The sequence below is a fragment of the Streptosporangium sp. NPDC002544 genome, assembly GCF_040295965.1.
Classification (GTDB): Bacteria; Actinomycetota; Actinomycetes; order Streptosporangiales; family Streptosporangiaceae; genus Streptosporangium.
Map to the genome: position 1 here is coordinate 81343 of NZ_JBEOWJ010000001.1, position 18932 is coordinate 100274.

Consider the following 18932-nt stretch of genomic DNA (forward strand, 5'->3'; position numbering starts at 1 on the left):
CTCGATGAGCAGGTCACGGGGGCGGAAATGCGAGCGTGTGCAGCACAGGTCGCTATGGATAAGTTGATCGCGCTCCCGGAGCGGCACGTTTCTGTCGGCGGCGACTGCCACCATGACGACATGATCATGCAGCCCATCGATGTCTCCTGGCTCTGCGGCGAATACGGCGAGGAGTGCTACGGCTTCATCTACCTCCGCATCACACCCGAACAGGCCATTGCCCGCCTCGGCGGCCACTACGCAGACTTCGAACCCGCCCGCCTGCCCGACGAACCCGACGACTGGCCACGCCCGGGGGAACCCCTCGGAGTCGCCTCCCTAGGTGACTGGAGCATCATCTTCTACCCCGATTGGATCGGCATCGAGGAAAAACTGATCACCCGGCTCTCCGAAGGCACCCGCCTCGTCTTCCACACCGCCCTCGGCGTCGAGGACACCGACGACTTCTACTGGTGCGAAGACGGCGAGATCAAATACCTCTACGGAGGCGACGACGCCTTCGTCATGGATCCCCCGGACGAACTCGCCGACGCCATGGAGGAGATCGACAAGCTCTATCCGTCGATTCCCCGTCTCTACAGAGGGCCGGCATTCCTCCTCATCGAATACCTGACCGGAATCAGGCCGACCGAGGAACTCCTGAAAAGCCTCACCTTCAGGTGGGGCACCGTGAAGCGGTCCGGGTCTGATGGAGGCTTGATCCCCTGAGAGGATCGAGTCATACGAAAATCAGCTCATGATCGACCTCCTACAATTTCTCCACGCCCGTAACCAGGCGGACAACCACGCCTATGCCGAGGTGGCCTACCGCTTCGGCGGTGACGCTCTCCTCGACAGCCACCTCCCGATGCTCGACCTGATCGACATGCTGGCACGGGAGTACGCGGCAATGGATCCCGCAGACGCGCGCTTCGCCGGTCTCACATACACCCTTCGAGTGCTCGCCCAGTCGTACTTTGAGCACCCTGAATACCGTGAGGAGTGGCGACCCTAGAACCTGTTCATTGCCACGGCTGTCTTGGTGATGCGATCCCTGTGCCGATAGGTAAGCCGTGCTTATCGGTGAGCCGGGGTGAGGAACGAATCCCGGATCTTCGATCGCCCCCGACCACGGCAGACTCGGCCACCCCGTGGCGATCGTCGTGCTGCATGAGGGCGGCGGCGCGACCAGTGGCCGGCGGATGACGTGGGTGCGGCGCAGCGGGCGTGCGGCGACGGCCCGGAGTCCTGCGCGCGTGCCGGGACCGGCCCCCAGGCCGCATGCCCGGCATGCGCTGGTAGGCGCAGGGCCGGGCGACGGCGCGCAGCGCCGCCGCCTCTTGATCCCTACAAGGCTAATTCGGCAGTGCTCTTATCCCGCAGTCTGTCTTATCCCGCAGTCGACGTGAGGTCGATCAGATGGTGGCCGTACGCTGGCAGACGAGTGTGGGGGATTCCCTCCAGCAAATTTTCTAGCATGGCGGGATCCTCGCTAGTCGCGTAGATGATTTGCCCTAGACCGATATCTCGTTTCAGCCTTTGAAGGTAAGCGGCAAGGCTCTTTCGATCGGTTTCCTGTTGGCGTGGCTCATCTAGGGCGAGGACGCCCAAATGATGCCCGCTAGCATAAGAGGTGGCTGTTTCCATTAACGCGGTGTGATACGCCCATTTCGTGCGGATAGTATCTGAAGCGCTTATCCCCATTGCCACATCGAAACTAAGCTCGAACCCATCGTTGACTGGCAGGAGCGTACGTTCATCGATGGTGACCTCTTCGGGTGCGATGCTCCTCAGGCCATAAGCCGATAATTGTTGTTGGAAATTACTTCTGAAGGAGCTGAGCAAAGCTCTGTCGGCGGGATTGCTGCCATCGGAGTCCAATGCTGCACGTCTAGTCCGTACATCATCCAAGCGAATTGCTAGATCGTCTAATTCATCTTCAACCGCTAGCAGTACGGCCTGAACTCGTTCCGCTCCTCTGAGCCGATTGTCAAGGCTGAGTCGTTCTTGTACTTCAGCCAGACTGGGAGCATCCGATGGGCCTGCAAGTTCATCGCGAAGCATCCGCACTTGATCTCGGGCGCCACCTAATGCGGTCTCAGCAGCGGACAGTGATGCACTGAAGTTTTGAATGCGGTCTTCGCTTGCTATACGCATTGACAACAACGCAGCTCGCTCCGCGTCAAGTAAAGCCACGTTGTCTTCTATGCTGGCTACAGCATGTGTCTCTATCTGCCGGTTATCCACTTCTTGCTGGCACGTAGGACAGCGCCCTTCGGAGATTAAAGGTAGTGAGAGCTCTCCTCCAAGGACTCGGATTCTCTGGACGTCCCTTAGGTGCTTTTTGTCCGCCTCGATGCTTGCCAGCCGAGAGACAAGTACATCTAAGTCGGACTGAGCAAGTGACATCTGCTCATAAATATTTCGAACAATGGCTCCAAGCCTACGAACTTCTCTTTCCGCAGCTACTAGATCGGCTCGGCTGCGATCGGTTCTGTCTCCTGCAATTGTAACCTCTCCCATTAGTGCATTTAAACGATCGCGCCAGACGGGCTGGGCTTGCGAGAGAGGAATCCATGTCTGCCCGTCGCCTGCTTCCAACACTGCGGATCTTCTCTGGCTTGATCCCACTGGATTAGTCGACAGAAGGGTCACTCGCAAGTTCTCGGAAAGTGCTGCTTCGTTGATACGCGCGACAGCTCCGGCCCATGTCTGGCCTATCGCTACTTCCTCTTCTCGTAGCGCTTCTCGAATTTTTAGAGCTTGAAGTGTTGAGAGACCTAAGACATACTCTACTGCCCGCCGTAATGGATCGCGGATGCCATAATGTGTTGGGACCCGTGGAGCAACGCCCGACCAGCCGAACTTTTGCTCGATATAAAATAAGGGAAAAAGTGTTTCTAAATATAATTTCGTTTCCCCGCCTGAAAAGCTAGGGACCTGAGGGAGTGACCACCCAAGGAACTCTTCAAGTACCCGATGGAAACCGACGTCGCTAAATGTTGCGCCCGGTTCCCGAACAAACATATCTTGGCGCGGTGCAGTATTGAGCGCTCGCTCATTGTCTGCTAGCCAGACGTGAACTAGAGTTCTGGCAATATCCTGATTTACCGCCCAGCGTTTTACGCGCAAATACTTGCCGTGGTTGTTCGATAGCGTGACGGTAACGGAGGAATCGATCACCCCACCTCTACCACGCAATGTATCAATCGCCTGCGTCATTGCTGGTCCCAGTGGCGACCGTCTAGAGGCAGATAAAGCTCCCTCTAGTCCTAGGGCGTATACGATGCTCTGCAATAAAGTGGATTTTCCCCAGCTATTGGGAGCATTGAGCACGTTGAGGCCAGCAGATAGTCTGGCTTCATAAGACGCAGGGCCGAGGGTACTAAGTACATCAAGCCTCACTGAGGCTATCCGTATAGTCATCGGGAACTCCTCTGCGATCTATTTTTAGGTACTGATGGGCGCTTCCCCAGTCGGTTCCACATGCCCGCTTCAGTAATCGGAGAGATACGCGTTAGTCCTTGACGTTCCGAGAGCATTAGTTCACTGTCAGCGGCGCGTATCGCATTTACCAAATCCAGTCCTCGGGCTGCCAAAAACTGGCGACCATTGTTGCGTTGCCCGATGAGCTCCGCTGCCCTAGCGAGTTGTAGGGTATCGTCTAAACTCGAATCCCATACTCTAACAATCCCTGGCGAGGATGAAGGGCGATTCCAAGCAGATAGCAGTTGTCGCAGGTTCTGCTCATCACGCAACGCCCATGAGAGAATATGAAGCTGCTCAACCGTTGCGGACTGGCCTCTACAGTAAGAAAGGCAGAGCAGTATGGACGCTACTCGCCAAGCTATGCGATCTCTTCCTGGTAATGGAAGGGGCGTTTCTTCAAATGTCAGGCCTCCTGCCGGTAATGGCAGTCGGTGTCGCCTCGATTTTGGTGCCATTTCCAGGATTCCGGAACGTGCCTGAGGGCCAGGCTCGCCGGCAATCACGATTCCTCCGTAAACCGCAATGGACACGCAATAAGCCAGGTGGCGGTGTAGTGACGTGCGAAGTCTTCACACGCTATCGCTGTTAGACTTGGAATATCTGCAGAAAATCCGCTTGCAAGTTGTTCCACTAGTTTTTCAAGGTGTGAAGTATTGCCGGTGCTGGGTTCTCGACGACGATGGAGGCTGCGAGAAACTAATCTGGCTCTTCGTGTTACGGCATCGTATGCAAGGCTATACCTATTCTGCAATGCCTCTAGTTGATTCATCCCATAAACGTAATCGAGCAAAACTTCTGAGCGATAACCCGAAAGATACTCGTCATCAGCTGCAAGCTGCTTATTCGTGCGTAGTTTATGCGTGAGTCGTCGTATGATGTCTTCGCTGACTGCTGTATTGATCTCTTCTTCTGTGGGTTCGTCTATGGTTAAACGTATGGCGCTTGCTGCAATGCCATGTAGCGATGCAAGTTGAGGGCCAAACAATTCTCTGTCGGTGCTAATCACAATTTGAAAGTCGCTATGACACCAAACAGGAGGTTCTTGTGTGCGTATCTTAGCGCTTTTCTTGCGAGCATATTTCACAAGCTCTTTGTCGTCATACTCAGGAGTTAAAAGAACCCAGCGCCTTATGAGGTAACCTTCACCGAGTAGTGCGACGGTCTCGTCTATTTTTGCGACGAGCTTGTTGAGGTCGTCATTAATTTTGCTCTTTTGTCCATCGGTCTGAGCTTGGACGGTGAATGCGTCTTTAGGGGCGTAGCATTGGTAAACGATCCCGTCGTCTAGCCGATAGGCTTCTAAGCCCCCATCACCACGAACGCGATCGGGGATAAATTGAATGTCTTCACCATGTTTCATGCTGAGAAGTTGGCAGCAATGTGACTGCCATTCCCCGCCGTCCCACTGCTCGCGGACACTCATCGTAACCCTTTTAGGATGCGCATAATTTATGATCCCGCCTAGTCCGAATAGGGGAGACCTTCCGGACGGATCAACACTGTAAGCGTCCAGTTGTCGCACCACAATGCCTTGTGCTTCCCGGAGAGGTGATGGGCAATTGGGACGCAGGGGACGTATGGTGACGATTTTTCGCCCGCGTGCTGCGGCTAACGTGGCTACCTGACGCCTTGAAATGGCTCGATGAGGTGCCGCCAGGGGGCTGGCAGTGTCTTCGAGCTGGTCAGACGCTCAATCAAGAAGGTTTGGCTGATGAGTTACTAGGGCGCGCCGTGCCGCCACATAACGGTCACAAAACTCTTCGGTAAGTCTTTCGCGGGGATGACGTTGACGTAGTACGCGTGCGAGGTCTCCGGCACGATTGACTAGGTCGGTAAGCGACTTGCGTTCGATGTCAAAGGCGCTCATGCCTTGTTTGACGGCCGCATCCAGGTCTCCGCGCCGCGCATGGACGATTCCGAGATCTATGTGCGCGTCTGCCACTCGCATGGGGGCATTGGACGTGCCGTCTGGGCGGGTGTGTATCCGGATGGTGTCCAAGGCATGCTCTTCGGCGCGGTCGTTGTCTTCGAGCCAGGTGTACGCAGTGGCGGCGTAGAAGATCCATTTGGCATGGTCGAACACGAAGTGATGGTCTGAATTTTCCGGGATGGGAAGCTTGGCGAGGATGTCGGCCCCGCGAGTGAGGGCCTTGTCTGCTTCGCGGCGGTCGCCAATTCGGGCCAGTCCGCGGGCCTCTTGCAGGGTGAGCTGAACCTGAGCGCTGGATTGGCCGGCGACGGCCTGGCCCATGCGAGCGGAGGTGACGACGTCTTCATAGCGACCTTCGACCAGGGCGAACCACGCAGACATCTCATGTGCCCAGCCCATGAGTTCGCCGTGCCCGACCTGGCGGCCCATCTCGTAGGCGGCGCGGCGGGCGGTCTCAGCCTCCTCACGCTCTCCCAGGTCGTAGTGAACGCACCCGAGCAAGGCCGTCAGCCATCCGGTGATGACAAGCAATTCGCGGTGCTGGGCGAGGGTGATCCGTCCGCCGAGTAGGCCATTGACCTGGGAGAGACGCTTTTGGGTCCGGTCGCGCAAGGTGGCGGCCGAAACGACAGGGTAGGCGCGGCAGAGTAGATCGACGGCCTCGGCGAGGGCTTCGAGCGTGCCGGTTCCGACGTCGGACGCCTGGAGTTGCTGGGCGAGTTCCATGGTGCCGTACAGGTCGGCCTCGGCTCGCAGCGCGTCCATGGGGATGATGCTGGTGGCCTCGATGAGTTGGCCGGCCCCGCGTCTGTTCGGCCGGAATCCCAAGTCTTCGGGTTGAAGTCCGGTCAACTGGGTGATGGCGAGCCGGTACGGAGAGTGGGGCCATCTGACCTCTCCGGCCTCCCAGCGCCGAATGCGCTCCTCATCGCACGCCAGCGATTCCTTGATGCCGACCGGCGTCGCATTGATCCGGTGGGCCAGTTCGGCGCGCGTCAGACGGTGCTCGTTACGCCACGCCCGGAGCTGGACGTTGGGGATGTTGTCGGGCATCTGGGACCTTCCTCCCGGCTGGGGGCTCAAGAGGGGGGATTCAGGGGGGCCGTTTGGGGGTCCTGTCGTTCTCGAATTGCCGGTGGACTTGCCATCAAGCAACACGGTACGTCAGCCCGCTTTCCGCCGCAGGGAACGCGGATCAAATTCGAGGAGATGGCGACGGTGACCCGGCCAGAGGAGACCAGCGAGACACGCCCCTGCCCCGCGTGCCGGGGACGTGGAACCAAGCTGCGCAGCTCGCGCCGTGCCCTTCTCGTCGGCGAGAGCGGTGGTGATCCCGAGACGCAGGGAGAACAGGAATGTCTCGACTGCCTCGCAACCGGCCGGGTCGAAAGGAACGTGAGATGAACCCGATCATGCAGACCGCTGCGGCCTGCCTACAGCAGGAACGCCAGGAGAACGAGGCGCATGCCCTCACCCGACTGCGGAACGCGTTGCTGCGGCTCGGCGTACGGGCCGAACTGCGCGACAACGACAGTGCGCTGATGATTCCCCGCCCACAGGTCGGCCTGCCGGTGTGGGTGTTCGTCGGCTACGGCGGAGCCTTCTACTCCTGGCAGTCGGCCGAGAAGCGCCACCCGATCGGCGACGTGGCGGGCGCTGCCCAGGTTCTGGCCGACTACGTCGGTCGATAGGCGGACGCGGCGGGGTGGTGTCCTTTGGTGCGGAGGGCACCGAAGAGCGTTACCGCTGCCCCGTCGCGTCTGATCACGTCCCGGCAGGTAGCAGAGACGGCGTATGCGGCCCCACCCGTGTAACCGCGGCGCCCTTCTTCCCTCTCTCTGCCTGCCGGGACCTTCTCTGTTCTCGTTCCCCTTGCCTTCCGGTGACGTGACAGGCGGGGGAAGCCAGGTTACGCTCTGACTTGGTCAAACAACCTGTCGGGTGATGGACGGTCGTAATGTCACTAGAGTCCGTGCCTCCGAAGTACGCCCAGCTTGTTCAGGCACTTCAACGGCGCATCGAGTCGGGGGACTACCCTCCGGGCTCACTCCTGCCCAGTGAGAACCAGCTCATCAACGAGTTCGGTGTCTCCCGGCCCACCGTCGTCGCCGCACTGCGCGTGCTGCGCGAACAGGGCTGGATCGACTCCCAGCAGGGTAAGGGCCGCTTCGTGCGCGGTCGTCCGGCGATGACCTCGATGGAACAACCCCGTCCCGGACAGGCGTACCTGATCGCTCCGGAGAGCGCATCGCAGGGCGAGGTCATCGAGGCGGCGGCGATCACCGCCCCCAACCGCGTCGCCTCGTTGCTTGGTCTGACTCCGAAGAGCAAGGCGTTCCTGCGCCGACGACTCGTCAGCCGGGACGGAGAGCCGACCGAGATGGTCTCACTGTGGGTGCCGATCGAACTGTCCCAGGGCACCGACCTGACCAGCGCCGATCCCCTCCCGCAGGGCCTTCGCGAACACCTCCAGTCCCGCAAGGGCGTACGGTTCGACCACGTGGTGGAGCAGATCACCGCACGCATGCCCACAACCGATGAGATCAAGCGACTCGGCATGCCGAAGAACGCGCCGCTGCTGGCCGTTTACGGTGCAGTCAAGGATGCTTCAGGCGCGGCTCTGGCTGTGGTGGAGGTTCTCCTCCCCGCCGATCGGCACGAGCTGGAGGATGCCTACCCGATCGGGTGAATCGTGAGAGTCCAAGGTTCGTGCTAGTTGCTTGGCGTGTAGACGAGCGCGACACCTCGGCCTAGTCTCGTGCGGTCGTGTGCAAGGACGCGAGTGATCTTTCCCTTGAGGTCAATCACGACGATCTGTCGAGCGCCATCCCTATCGACCTTGCTGACCAGGTGGCGGTCATCCCACCACCCATACGTGCTATTAAATTTGATCTTTACTCGTGTGGCCAGCTTGCCGGACTTCACGTTCCAGAGGCAGTAGCTGGATTCGTTGTAGGTGGCCGGGCAGACCGTGAGCAGTTGCTTGCCCGAGGGGGAGAAGGAGTCGTCGCCGATGATCCAGCCGACCTTACGCAGCGTGCGATGCATGCGTCCGTCTGTCCGATACAGCCGTACCCCTTGGTAGGGGTCTGCGTACCCGGCGGCGAGGTGCTTGCCGTCTGGTGTCCATTGAAAAGTTGCGAGCCCATCGACTCCGCGAACCGTGGCGACCTTCGCAGCGCCTGTGGCGATGTTGACCGTCGCAAAACCAACCGTGGTGAAGTGCTCCTTCTCAACGGTTAACACCAGCTTGCGACCATCGCGCGACCACTGGATGCCTCTGGTCTGCAGTGGTTTGCGCACTGTGCGAATACGTGTGGCCTTGCCCTTGGCGTCGAAAATCACAACCGAGTCGAACTCGCCTGGAGAGGACTGAGGCACGCCGGCCACCCTGCCGCCCTTCGGCGCGGGGACCAGTTCTGTGTAGTCCTTCTTCTCCGCGAATCTGCCCTTGTCCGAGACGCGAAGGTAAGCGTTTATTCGTGAGTCGCTCACGGCCCGGGAGAAGGCGGTGACCTTCACGGGATCGTGGACGCGCTCATGCAAGGTCACATCAGCGTCGGGCAGCTTGATGTCGACCTCGTCGGGCTGCTGTGCAGACACAGGAGAAGCCGCGAGCGTGGCTAACACAACACCTATAGCTAGAGCGTTGCATAAGGCGCGAGACCTGATCATTCCGGCAGCATAGGTGGTTTCAGTCGATTCGGTGTAGACGTTCTGGATGGGCGGATCTACCGGCTTCCTTGTGTCGCCTCACCCTGAGCCTACTTAGGCACTTGACCTACCAAGTAAGCCGTCGTACTCTCAAGCAAGTTGATAGGTTAAGTGCCTGCCACTCAACAGAAGGAGCTTGTCATGGCTCTGCAAGGCCCGATCCCCGTCAGCTTCGCCCAGGTCTTCCCGCACGGCTGCTACGTCGTCGGGGAGGTCGAGGCGGTCAAGGACTTCGACGCCTCCACCAACGGTCGCTTCGTCCAGTCCCGCGACAAGACGACCGGAGAACTCGTCTGGCAGGTCGCGGTCATGGACGCCGACCCGACCGTCAAGCCCGGACAGAAGACCGTGGCCGTCAAGATCCTCTCCCCGGTCCAGCCCGTTCCGCCGGCCCCGATGCCGAACCTGCCCTTCACCCCGGTCGAGTTCGATCACGTCACTGCCACCCCGTACGTCAACGGCGCTGGACGTCTCGCTTACTCCATCAAGGTCCGCGAGATGCGTGCCCCGCGCACCGGTCCCGTCGCCTCCGCACCCGCCAAGCACACCTCCACCGCTGGAAAGGACGTCGCCTGATGACGCGTCGCAGGACTCACCGCATCAGCACCATCACCCTCAACACCGGCCGTGGCGCCCGCGCCACCAACCACCCCTACCCGGCTCGGACCCCGGTCCTGGCGCTCGACTTCGGCGCCGTCTCGCTCCTGGTCACCACCTCGGCTGGCGACCTCGTGACGGCCTCCGACGTCGAGTTCGCCCGCCAGCTCGCCCACGAGGCCGACCAATTCGCCCGCTCGGTCGAGAGCAAGTTCACCACCCCGGCCAACGAGTCCGACCAGGGCAAAGCGGCCTGACACGTAAGCGGGGCCGCTGGAACTGGCATTCCGGCGGCCCCTCGTCTCCCCAGACAGCAAATCAAGAGAGGGCTCAAGCCTATGTTCAAAAAACTGCCCGGTGACGAGGCGCAACACCTCGTCACGACGACCCCCGACACGGCTGTGGTGTTCCGCCCGGCCGTTCTCAAGACCCCCGCCATCGTCACCATTGTCATCTTCACCTGGCGGCTGCTGGCCGGTGCCGTGCGGCTGCTGTGGCGCTACCCGATCGCCTCACCCGTCGCCGTCGCTCCCGGCGTGCTGAGCTGGCTGTACGGCTGGCAGTGGGGCATCGCGCTTCTCGTCCTGGTGCCCGTCGCTCTCACCACGTGGCGGCTGGTCGATCGGGCCTCGTTCCTGCGCCTGGTGGGCTGGCGGCTGCTGGCCTGGTGGCGACGGGTGTGGATCTACCGGCGGCACTGGCAACCGGTGATGATCGTCTCCGGTCTCGGCCGTCACCTGCGGGGCCGTGACTACCTGCCTCGCCTCGTCCGCGTCACCTGCACCTCGTGGGCGGACCTGGTCACGGTGAAGATGCTCGCCGGACAGTCGGTCAAGGACTGGTCCGACCGCATCGAGAACCTGGCCCATGGATTCGGCGCCACCTCGTGCCGGGTGACCGTCGCCCGGTCGGGCCGTCTGCTGCTGGCCTTTCCTCGACGCGATCCGCTGGCCGTCCCCTTACCCGCGCTACCGATTCCCGCCGTGGCGTCGGTGGGGCCGGTCGAGATCGGCAAGCAGGAGGACGGCACCCCGTGGCGGCTCAAGGTCCACGGCACTCACGTCCTGGTCGCCGGTGCCACCGGGGCGGGCAAGGGCTCGATCATCTGGTCCACCATCCGGGGTCTGCTGCCTGCGGTACGGGCGGGCCTGGTCGAGATCTGGGCGTTGGATCCCAAGCTCATGGAACTGTCCTTCGGCCGTGACCTGTTCGACCGCTACGCCGCCGACCCGGCCACGTGCGCCGATCTGCTGGAAGCCGCCGTGAAGATCATGCAGGAGCGGGCGGGCCGGTTCGCCGGAGTTCAGCGCAACCACGTCCCCACCGTGGATGACCCGTTCGTCCTGGTCGTGGTCGACGAGGTGGCGTTCCTGACGGCCTACCAGTCCGACAAGGGGCTCAAGCTCCGCATCTCGGCAGCGCTGGCGACCTTGACCACGCAGGGCCGTGCGGTGGGGGTCGGCGTCCTGGCGGCGTTGCAGGACCCGCGCAAGGACGTGCTGAGCATCCGCAACCTGTTCCCCGACAAGATCGCGCTGCGGCTGGACGAGTCCGAACAGGTGGACATGGTCCTCGGTGACGGCGCTCGGGATCGGGGCGCGCTGGCTGACCTGATCTCACCTCAGCCGGACCTCGGCGCGGGCATCGCCTACACCCGTCTGGAGACCTCACCCGAGCCGATGCGTGCCCGTGCCGCCTACGTCTCCGATGCCGATATCCGCGACATGGTCGCCGTGTTCACCGCTGACACGCTGCCGCTGATGGTCGAGGGGGCCTGATGAGAGTCATCCTGCACGGCACCCCGGCCGAGATCGAGAGCCTGCCCTTCCGGCGGCTGCGGACGTCCAACGGCTCCGACCTCGCCGAAGTGACGGTGATCGTCGATCTCGACACCGCCCGGCTCCGCAAACACCCCTACAGCGACGCCTGCCGGATCGCCGCTGACGTGGTCAACCGAGAGGAGGCCATGTGACCGACACCCCTCCTGCTCCACCGTCCGCCACCCCGCCCGATGGCTCCGACCGCACCTTGCCCCGCCTCGTCCGTGACACCCTGCCGTTCGCCCTGGACGTCGCGATCGAGGTCGCCAAGAACAACGGCGTTCTGCATCCGCCCGATCGAACTGCGGCGCCTCGACACCCACACCGGCACTTCCGAGTCGTTCAACATCCCCTGCGGTGCTACGCAGGAGGCCAAGTGTCCGCCGTGTGCCAACCGCAACCGCCAGCTCCGCCGGGCACAGTGCCGGGAGGGCTGGCACCTCGACCACGAACCGATCGCCGAACCCAACCCCTCCACGGAAGACCAGCGGTGGCTGATCGAGTTCCGGGCCGACGTGCAGGCCAAGCGAGACGAGGCCGAGAGGGACGGGGAGGACACCCTTGACTGGGACGAGGCCATCGCGGGCATTGACGCCGAGATCAACGCCGCTGGGATGCGGGGCAACGTCCTGGGCGGGCGGACTGCTCCCAAGCGCTCTCGCTCGACGAGGCGGCGCCAGGACGCCCCGGACCTGCCCAAGCGGGCCAAGCAGGACACGACCCTCGGACGGACCTTCATCGCCTCCGACGGCAAGGTCTACCGGCCGTCCCTGTTCGTCACGCTGACCCTTCCGTCCTACGGACGCGTTCGGAACGGTGTCCCGGTCAACCCGAGCACGTACGACTACGCGGCGGCTGCTCGTGACGCCCTGCACTTCTCCAAGCTCGTCGATCGGTTCGTGCAGAACCTGCGGCGGGTGGCGGGCTATGACGTGCAGTACTTCGCCTCCGTCGAACCACAGAAGCGGCTCGCCCCGCATCTGCACATGGCGATCCGCGGGACCATGCCGCGTGCGGAGGTCAAGGCAATTGCCGCCGCGACCTACCACCAAGTGTGGTGGCCGTCCATCGACGAAGTCCGCTTCGACGGTGGCCATCTACCGGTCTGGAGTGAGCGGGCCGAACGGGCTGAGCCCTACCCGGACGGGCAGGCCGGCGACTACCTCGACCCGGCGACTGGGGAACTGCTGCCGACGTGGGACGAGGCGCTCGACCAGCTCGGCACCGACGAGGCGGCCGAACCTCTGCACGTGGTGCGCTTCGGTGCTCAGGTCGCTGTTCAGGGCGTGCTCGCCGGATCGCCGGACGCTGACCAGTGCATCGGCTACCTGTCGAAGTACCTGACCAAGAGCCTCGGTGACCCCCTCGACCCGGAGGACCCGGACAACCACGCCCGCCGCGACCACGCGACCCGGATGGTCGAGGCTCTCCGCTACGAACCGTGTTCGCCCACCTGCCCGAACTGGCTGCGGTACGGCGTACAGCCCAAGGGCGCCAAGGCGGGCATGCTGCCGGGCCGGTGCAAGGGCAAGGCGCACAAGGCCGAACACCTCGGCTACGCGGGCCGTCGCGTCCTGGTCTCGCGTAAGTGGTCGAACAAGACCCTGCGCGAACACAAGCAGGATCGCCGGGCCTGGGTGCTCGACATGCTCGGCCTCCCCGACGACACCGTGACCGACCCGCACCGCTACGTCTGGCGGCCGGTCTCCTCCAAAGACCCCAACCGCACCCCACTGGCCAAACGACTGCTGCGCGAGGTCGCCAACCGTCAGCGCACCCGCGCACGCCTGATCGAACTCCAGGCACGAGCGGACGGCCTCCCTGTTCCAGATCTTTCGGCAACTCCGGGACTGGAGGTGGCGGCATGACCAGGAAGACCAGGCAAGAGCCCACCTCGCCTCTCCCGGAACTCGCGCAAGGCCGGTTGCTCACCGTCGAAGAAGCGGCCGAACGGCTGAACACCTCGGTCCGCTTCCTCCGGCGCCTGATCGAGGAACGACGGATCGCCTTCATCCACGTCGGACGCAACGTCCGCATCCCTGAAGCGGCCCTTGAGGCGTTCATCGCCGCCGGGCTGGTCGAACCGATCACCACCACACGACGCAGGAGGGCCGCGTAATGGCCAGGACCACACTCGCCACCCCTGAGGAAGAGCCCCGGAACTCCGCCAAGGGCAAGTCGGCCAAGAGGCGCTTCGGGCGCGTTCGGCAACTGCCCTCCGGCCGGTTCCAAGCTCGCTACCGGGGACCGGATGACATCGATCGGGCGGCCCCGGAGACCTTCGCGACCAAGCGCGACGCGGAGGTCTGGCTGACCAAGAAGGAGGCCGAGATCCTCGTGGAGGACTGGAGCAATCCGGACCTCGGCAAGGTGGCCTTCAAGGAGTACGGCTCCGACTGGGTGAACGAGCGTCCCGGCCTGCGGCCCAAGACGGTACAGCTCTATGAGGGTCTGCTCCGCCTGCACCTGGTCCCGACTTTCGGCAATCTGGCCGTGAGTGAGATCAAGGCGGCTCACGTGCGCAAGTGGCGCAAGACGCTCTTGGACGGGGGAGTCGGGCCGGTCACTGTCGCCAAGGCGTACCGGCTGCTCAAGGCGATCATGAACACGGCGGTGGAGGACAAGATGATCAAGTCCAACCCGTGCCAGATCAAGAGCGGCGGTAAGGAGGAGTCGCCCGAGCGTCCGACGTTGACCATGGAACAGGTCTTCACGCTGGCCGGTGCGATCGAACCGCGTTTCCGGGTGCTGGTGTTCCTGGCGACGTTCGGCAGTCTGCGGTGGGGTGAGCTGGCGGCGCTTCGGCGCAAGAACCTCGACCTGGATGCCCGGACGGTCCGGGTCGTGGCCTCCACCACCGAACTCAAGGACGGATCGGTGACCGTCGGCCTGCCCAAGTCAGTGGCCGGTACGCGGACGGTGGCTCTTCCCGAGGTGGTCGTCTCGGAGCTTCGCGCGCACCTCGACAGGTACACCGAAGAGCATGACGAGGCGTTCGTCTTCCTCGGCGCGAAGGGTGCGATGCTGCGTCGGTCGGCCTTCAGCCGGATCTGGGCCAGGGCTCTGAAGGAAGCGAACCTCTCGGGTGTCCACTTTCACGATCTTCGCCATACGGGCAACATGTTCGCCTCGCAGTCGGGTGCGACGCTGCGGGAGCTGATGAACCGGATGGGGCACTCGACCACGCGGGCGGCGCTGATCTATCTGCACACCGAGAACGGGCGGGATCAGATGATCGCCGATGGCATGGGAAAGCTCGCCGAAGCCGCCCTCAAGAAAGAAGATCCATCGAGATCGGGCACGTAACGGGCACGGAAGATCGAAAAGGCTTCGAAAACAACTAAGGCCCCGGTCCGGATTAACATCCTGACCTGGGCCTTTATAAGTGGAGCGGGTGACGGGAATCGAACCCGCGCTGTCAGCTTGGGAAGCTGATGTTCTGCCATTGAACTACACCCGCAGCGGTGTGCCGCCCCACCACTGTAGCGGAAGTTGGGTGGGTCTCGTCCACTGTGGGAAGCGGGATCGGGGTCTGTGCCGACGCTCCCGGGAAGGCGTGGCGTTGGTAGGTTGCCTCACGTGCTGCTTTCCGATCGTGACATCGTTGCCGAGATCGAGGCGGGGAGGGTGAGGATCGATCCCTTTCAGCCGGAGATGATCCAGCCGTCCAGTGTCGACGTATGCCTGGACCGCTACTTCAGGGTCTTCGAGAACCACCGGTACCCGCACATCGATCCGGCTGTCGAGCAGCCGGACCTGACGCGGATGGTCGAGCCCGACAAGGACGAGCCGTTCATCCTGCACCCGGGGGAGTTCGTGCTGGCGAGCACGTACGAGGTCGTCACACTGCCGGACGACATCGCCTCGCGGCTGGAGGGGAAGAGCTCGCTGGGCAGGCTCGGTCTGCTGACCCACTCCACGGCCGGGTTCATCGACCCGGGCTTCAGCGGGCACGTCACGCTTGAGCTCTCCAACGTCGCGACGTTGCCGATCAAGCTCTGGCCCGGAATGAAGATCGGCCAGCTCTGCATGTTCAGGCTCAGCTCGCCGGCCGAGTATCCCTACGGTTCGGAGAAGTACGGATCCCGCTACCAGGGGCAGCGGGGACCGACGCCGAGCCGTTCGTACCTCAACTTCCACCGGACGCCGATCTGAGGTCCGGGATCAGGTCCCGGAGGAGGATTCTCCACCAAAGATGAACTGACGGTGAATTCAAAGTGAACTTTCACGCCGGGGCGGGTTCTCGTGGCGGGGTGACCCCTCCGAAGAAGGGGAGCGCCCGGGGGCTCCGAGGGGCGAGAGGCCGCGGGAACGGGTCCGCGAGCAGGGCTGCCGTGAGCAGGCAAAATCCGGGTTAACAGGCGATCGTGATGGAAATCACCCTGACTTTTCGCGGGAGGCCGACGAGCCCTGGCGACCTTGGTGAACCGTGCGGGAAGGGCACCGGACGCGGGGGTTTCCGAGGGAAGTACGGGGAAGGTGCCGGATGGCGTTCAGGGGTAGAGAAGTCCCATACTTGGCCTGTCTTCGTCATACTGTGGCCGAAAACCAGCAAAACGGTCAGCGGAAAGATGCCCTCAAGGCTGCCTCAAGCTGTGTGTCGCCGGGTATGCGCCGGGTAGCGACATCGGGAAGAGTGCATGTCTAGCGGGTGAAGTTCGCATTTCCGCTGGTAACCCGTACCCTTCTCTGCGGACCATCCCCGCACATCTGGAGAACGACGTGCGCCTCCGTCTCACACCAAGTGAGGACAGCTACTACGACTTGTTCGCAGACTCGGCGAACAACCTCGTCACAGCGTCCCGTCTGCTGGTAGAGATCATCAGTGACGGATCGGACAGGGAAGCTCTGGCCGAGAAGATGCGCGCATGTGAGCACGCCGGTGACGAGCGTACTCACGCGATCATGAACCGGCTCAACGAGAGCTTCATCACCCCCTTCGACCGCGAGGACATCTACCGTCTCGCCTCGAACCTCGACGACGTGATGGACTACATGGAGGCGGCCGCCGACCTCATCGTCCTCTACCAGATCGACCACCTTCCCAAAGAGGTGGTCCGGCAGGTCGAGGTTCTGGAACGTGCCGCCGAGCTCACCGCCGAGGCCATGCCGCGGCTGCGCTCGATGAAGAACCTCAACGAGTACTGGATCGAGATCAACCGGCTTGAGAACCAGGCCGACCAGGTCTACCGCCGCCTTCTCGCCAAGCTCTTCGGCGGGGAGTACGACGCGTTGACCGTCCTCAAGATGAAGGAGGTCATCGATCAGCTCGAGATGGCCGCCGACGCCTTCGAGCACGTGGCCAACACGATCGAGTCGATCGCGGTCAAGGAAAGTTAAGTGGATCTCACGCTCGCACTCGTCATCGGCGTGGTGGTCGTAGCGTTGGTGTTCGACTACACCAACGGCTTCCACGACGCCGCGAACGCGATCGCGACCTCCGTCTCAACGCGCGCGCTGACGCCGAGGGCCGCGCTCTTCATGGCCGCGGCCATGAACTTCCTGGGTGCGCACCTCGGCACGCAGGTGGCCGCGACCGTCGGCAAAGGCATCATCGACGCTCCACAGGGAACCCACGGTCTCGTCATCGTCGGCTCGGGCCTGATCGGCGCGATCACCTGGAACCTCATCACCTGGTACTTCGGCCTGCCCTCCTCCAGCAGTCACGCGCTGATCGGCGGTCTGGTCGGCGCCGCGCTCGCCTCGGCGAGCAACGTCCACTGGGACGGGGTGCTGGAGAAGGTCGTCATCCCGATGATCCTGTCTCCGGTGATCGGCTTCACCCTCGCCGGGCTCATCATGATCGGCATTCTGTGGGGCTTCCGGCGCTCCCAGCCGTCGAAGACCAACCGGGGCTTCCGGCACGCGCAGACCGTCTCCGCGGCGGCGATGGCGCTGGGGCACGGTCTCCAGGACGCGCAGAAGACCATGGGCGTCATCTTCCTGGCCCTCGTGGTCGGCGGCTACCAGCATGACGGCGACCCGATCCCGCAGTGGGTCATCCTCGCCGCCGCCACGGCCATCTCGCTCGGCACGTACGCGGGAGGCTGGCGGATCATGCGGACGCTCGGCCGCCGGATCATCGCGCTCGACCCCCCGCAGGGATTCGCCGCGGAGACGGCCGCGGCGACGGTGCTCTACACCGCGGCCATCGGCTTCGGTGCCCCCATCTCGACCACCCACACGATCACCAGCGCGATCATGGGCGTCGGCGCCACCAAGCGCCTTTCCGCCGTGCGCTGGGGCGTCGCGGGCAACATCGTGACCGCCTGGGTTCTCACGATCCCGGCCGCCGCGTTGGTCGCCGCGCTGTCCTACTTCGCGCTCCACTGGATGATCGAGTAGTACTCCAGGTGGACCAGATCCCTCGGGGGGGACCTGGTCCACTTCAAGTCCGTCAGGCACTGCCCTTCCGGTACATCACGTCGACGTCCCACCGGGTGAAACCCAACCCCTGGTACAGGCGGATCGCCGCAGAGTTGCTCTCGTCGACGTACAGCATCACGTTGGTCAGGCCTCGCGAGCGCAGGTGGGCCAGGCCCGCCAGGGTCAGTGACCTGCCCAGGCCGCCGCCCTGCTCGGCGGGGTCGACGCCGACGACGTAGACCTCGCCGATCGGCTCGTGCGCGTGGTCGCCGTCGCCGTGCACCTTGGTCCAGTGGAAGCCCACCAGCCGGTCGCGGCCCTCGGGACCGGGCCGTACGGCGAGGAAGAACCCGGCCGGGTCGAACCAGGGCTCCCGCTCGCGCAGCTTGAGGTCGTCAAGCGTCCACGCGCCCTGCTCGGGGTGGTCGGCGAAGGCCTTGGCGTTGAGGGCGAGCCAGGCCTCCCGGTCTGAGGTGCCGGGCTCGAAGGTGCGGAGCCGTACGCCCTCGGGGAGGTCGAAGCCGCCGATGTCGGCGGTGAGGGGGCGGCGCATCTGCCACAGCGACCTCGCCCTTTCGAACCCCTCCGACAGGGCGAGGGCATCGGCCGCCGGGTGTCCGCCGTGCGCCCACAGCCGCAGGTGCCCGCCGGCGCGGTCGAGCACGGCCCGCAGCAGCCGCCGTCCGTATCCCCGTCCGCGGAACGCCGGGTGGACGACCAGCTCCCCGCTGGGCCCCTCGACGGGGTCCGTCGGGTCCAGGTGGGCGTAGCCCGCGAGGTCGTCCCCGGCGTACAGGAGCACGGCTCCGGCCCGCTCGTCGCCGCCGTAGCGCAGGTGCAGCATGACATGTTCGTTGAGTGGCCGGACCCCGTCGGCCTTCGTGGCCGCATCCACCACCGCAAGGACCTCGGACACCTCTTGTTCGCCGAGTAGTCCCCGGTGTTCAACACGCACATTCATGTTCTGGACTCTAGGCGGGTACACGTCCTGGGAGAGCACCGGGGACTGGCAAAAGCCGCCAGCTACCGGTCGGGTG

At 63.1% G+C, this 18932-nt stretch carries 19 protein-coding genes and 1 tRNA gene; 14 read left to right on the top strand and 6 right to left on the bottom strand.

The window, feature by feature from the left end:
• Positions 1-54 precede the first annotated feature (54 nt).
• Positions 55-708, top strand: a complete 654-nt coding sequence (locus ABT061_RS00420) for a DUF6461 domain-containing protein (protein WP_350911117.1) — start codon at positions 55-57, stop codon at positions 706-708.
• Positions 709-736: 28 nt separating this feature from the next.
• Entirely contained in the window at positions 737-994 is a 258-nt protein-coding gene (locus ABT061_RS00425; protein WP_350911119.1) for a DUF6221 family protein, read from the top strand.
• A gap of 374 nt (positions 995-1368) precedes the next feature.
• Here the strand turns inward: ABT061_RS00425 and ABT061_RS00430 are convergent, their stop codons facing one another.
• The 3 genes from ABT061_RS00430 to ABT061_RS00440 form a co-directional block, all read right to left on the bottom strand.
• On the bottom strand, positions 1369-3201 hold the full coding sequence (locus ABT061_RS00430; protein ID WP_350911121.1) for a hypothetical protein: 1833 nt from the start codon (positions 3199-3201) through the stop codon (positions 1369-1371).
• Between the two features lie 766 nt (positions 3202-3967).
• A complete protein-coding gene (locus ABT061_RS00435; RefSeq protein WP_350911123.1) occupies positions 3968-4891 on the bottom strand; it encodes a hypothetical protein in 924 nt (307 codons plus the stop codon).
• 267 nt (positions 4892-5158) lie between these two features.
• Positions 5159-6451, bottom strand: coding sequence for an NsdA family TPR-like regulatory protein (locus tag ABT061_RS00440; RefSeq protein WP_350911125.1), 1293 nt, complete (start codon positions 6449-6451; stop codon positions 5159-5161).
• A gap of 347 nt (positions 6452-6798) precedes the next feature.
• On the opposite strand from ABT061_RS00440, the gene ABT061_RS00445 reads away from it, so the two are divergent.
• Complete coding sequence (locus ABT061_RS00445) at positions 6799-7089, top strand: hypothetical protein (protein ID WP_350911127.1); 291 nt, start codon at positions 6799-6801, stop codon at positions 7087-7089.
• 266 nt (positions 7090-7355) lie between these two features.
• Positions 7356-8087, top strand: coding sequence for a GntR family transcriptional regulator (locus ABT061_RS00450; RefSeq protein ID WP_350911129.1), 732 nt, complete (start codon positions 7356-7358; stop codon positions 8085-8087).
• A 23-nt stretch (positions 8088-8110) separates the two neighbouring features.
• On the opposite strand, the gene ABT061_RS00455 is transcribed toward ABT061_RS00450, so the two are convergent.
• Positions 8111-9001 (bottom strand): hypothetical protein, encoded by an 891-nt coding sequence (locus ABT061_RS00455; RefSeq protein ID WP_350911131.1) that lies wholly within the window; start codon positions 8999-9001, stop codon positions 8111-8113.
• 252 nt (positions 9002-9253) lie between these two features.
• Here ABT061_RS00455 and ABT061_RS00460 point away from each other — a divergent pair, with 252 nt between their 5' ends.
• From ABT061_RS00460 to ABT061_RS00490, 7 genes are all read left to right on the top strand, one after another.
• Positions 9254-9688 (top strand): plasmid replication, integration and excision activator, encoded by a 435-nt coding sequence (locus ABT061_RS00460; RefSeq protein ID WP_350911133.1) that lies wholly within the window; start codon positions 9254-9256, stop codon positions 9686-9688.
• A complete protein-coding gene (locus tag ABT061_RS00465; protein ID WP_350911135.1) occupies positions 9688-9966 on the top strand; it encodes a hypothetical protein in 279 nt (92 codons plus the stop codon). The genes ABT061_RS00460 and ABT061_RS00465 overlap by 1 nt, the downstream gene beginning before the upstream one ends.
• Before the next feature lie 81 nt (positions 9967-10047).
• The gene (locus tag ABT061_RS00470; RefSeq protein WP_350911137.1) at positions 10048-11487 is read left to right on the top strand and encodes an FtsK/SpoIIIE domain-containing protein; all 1440 of its coding nucleotides are present in this window, start codon (positions 10048-10050) and stop codon (positions 11485-11487) included.
• Positions 11487-11681 (top strand): hypothetical protein, encoded by a 195-nt coding sequence (locus ABT061_RS00475; protein WP_350911139.1) that lies wholly within the window; start codon positions 11487-11489, stop codon positions 11679-11681. Before ABT061_RS00470 ends, ABT061_RS00475 begins: the two co-directional genes overlap by 1 nt.
• Positions 11682-11753: 72 nt before the next feature.
• On the top strand, positions 11754-13397 hold the full coding sequence (locus tag ABT061_RS00480) for a replication initiator (RefSeq protein WP_350911141.1): 1644 nt from the start codon (positions 11754-11756) through the stop codon (positions 13395-13397).
• Complete coding sequence (locus tag ABT061_RS00485) at positions 13394-13648, top strand: excisionase family DNA-binding protein (protein WP_350911143.1); 255 nt, start codon at positions 13394-13396, stop codon at positions 13646-13648. The genes ABT061_RS00480 and ABT061_RS00485 overlap by 4 nt, the downstream gene beginning before the upstream one ends.
• Positions 13648-14835, top strand: coding sequence for a tyrosine-type recombinase/integrase (locus tag ABT061_RS00490; RefSeq protein ID WP_350911145.1), 1188 nt, complete (start codon positions 13648-13650; stop codon positions 14833-14835). Before ABT061_RS00485 ends, ABT061_RS00490 begins: the two co-directional genes overlap by 1 nt.
• Positions 14836-14915: 80 nt before the next feature.
• Here the strand turns inward: ABT061_RS00490 and ABT061_RS00495 are convergent.
• Positions 14916-14989, bottom strand: a tRNA-Gly gene (locus tag ABT061_RS00495).
• 119 nt (positions 14990-15108) lie between these two features.
• On the opposite strand from ABT061_RS00495, the gene dcd reads away from it, so the two are divergent.
• From dcd to ABT061_RS00510, 3 genes are all read left to right on the top strand, one after another.
• Positions 15109-15684: a dCTP deaminase gene (dcd, locus tag ABT061_RS00500; protein WP_350911147.1), complete on the top strand. Its 576-nt coding sequence runs from the start codon at positions 15109-15111 to the stop codon at positions 15682-15684.
• 567 nt (positions 15685-16251) lie between these two features.
• A complete protein-coding gene (locus tag ABT061_RS00505; RefSeq protein ID WP_030924556.1) occupies positions 16252-16869 on the top strand; it encodes a DUF47 domain-containing protein in 618 nt (205 codons plus the stop codon).
• Complete coding sequence (locus ABT061_RS00510) at positions 16870-17874, top strand: inorganic phosphate transporter (protein WP_350911150.1); 1005 nt, start codon at positions 16870-16872, stop codon at positions 17872-17874.
• A gap of 52 nt (positions 17875-17926) precedes the next feature.
• Here the strand turns inward: ABT061_RS00510 and mshD are convergent, their stop codons facing one another.
• Positions 17927-18856 (bottom strand): mycothiol synthase, encoded by a 930-nt coding sequence (gene mshD, locus ABT061_RS00515; RefSeq protein ID WP_350911152.1) that lies wholly within the window; start codon positions 18854-18856, stop codon positions 17927-17929.
• Positions 18857-18932 lie beyond the last annotated feature (76 nt).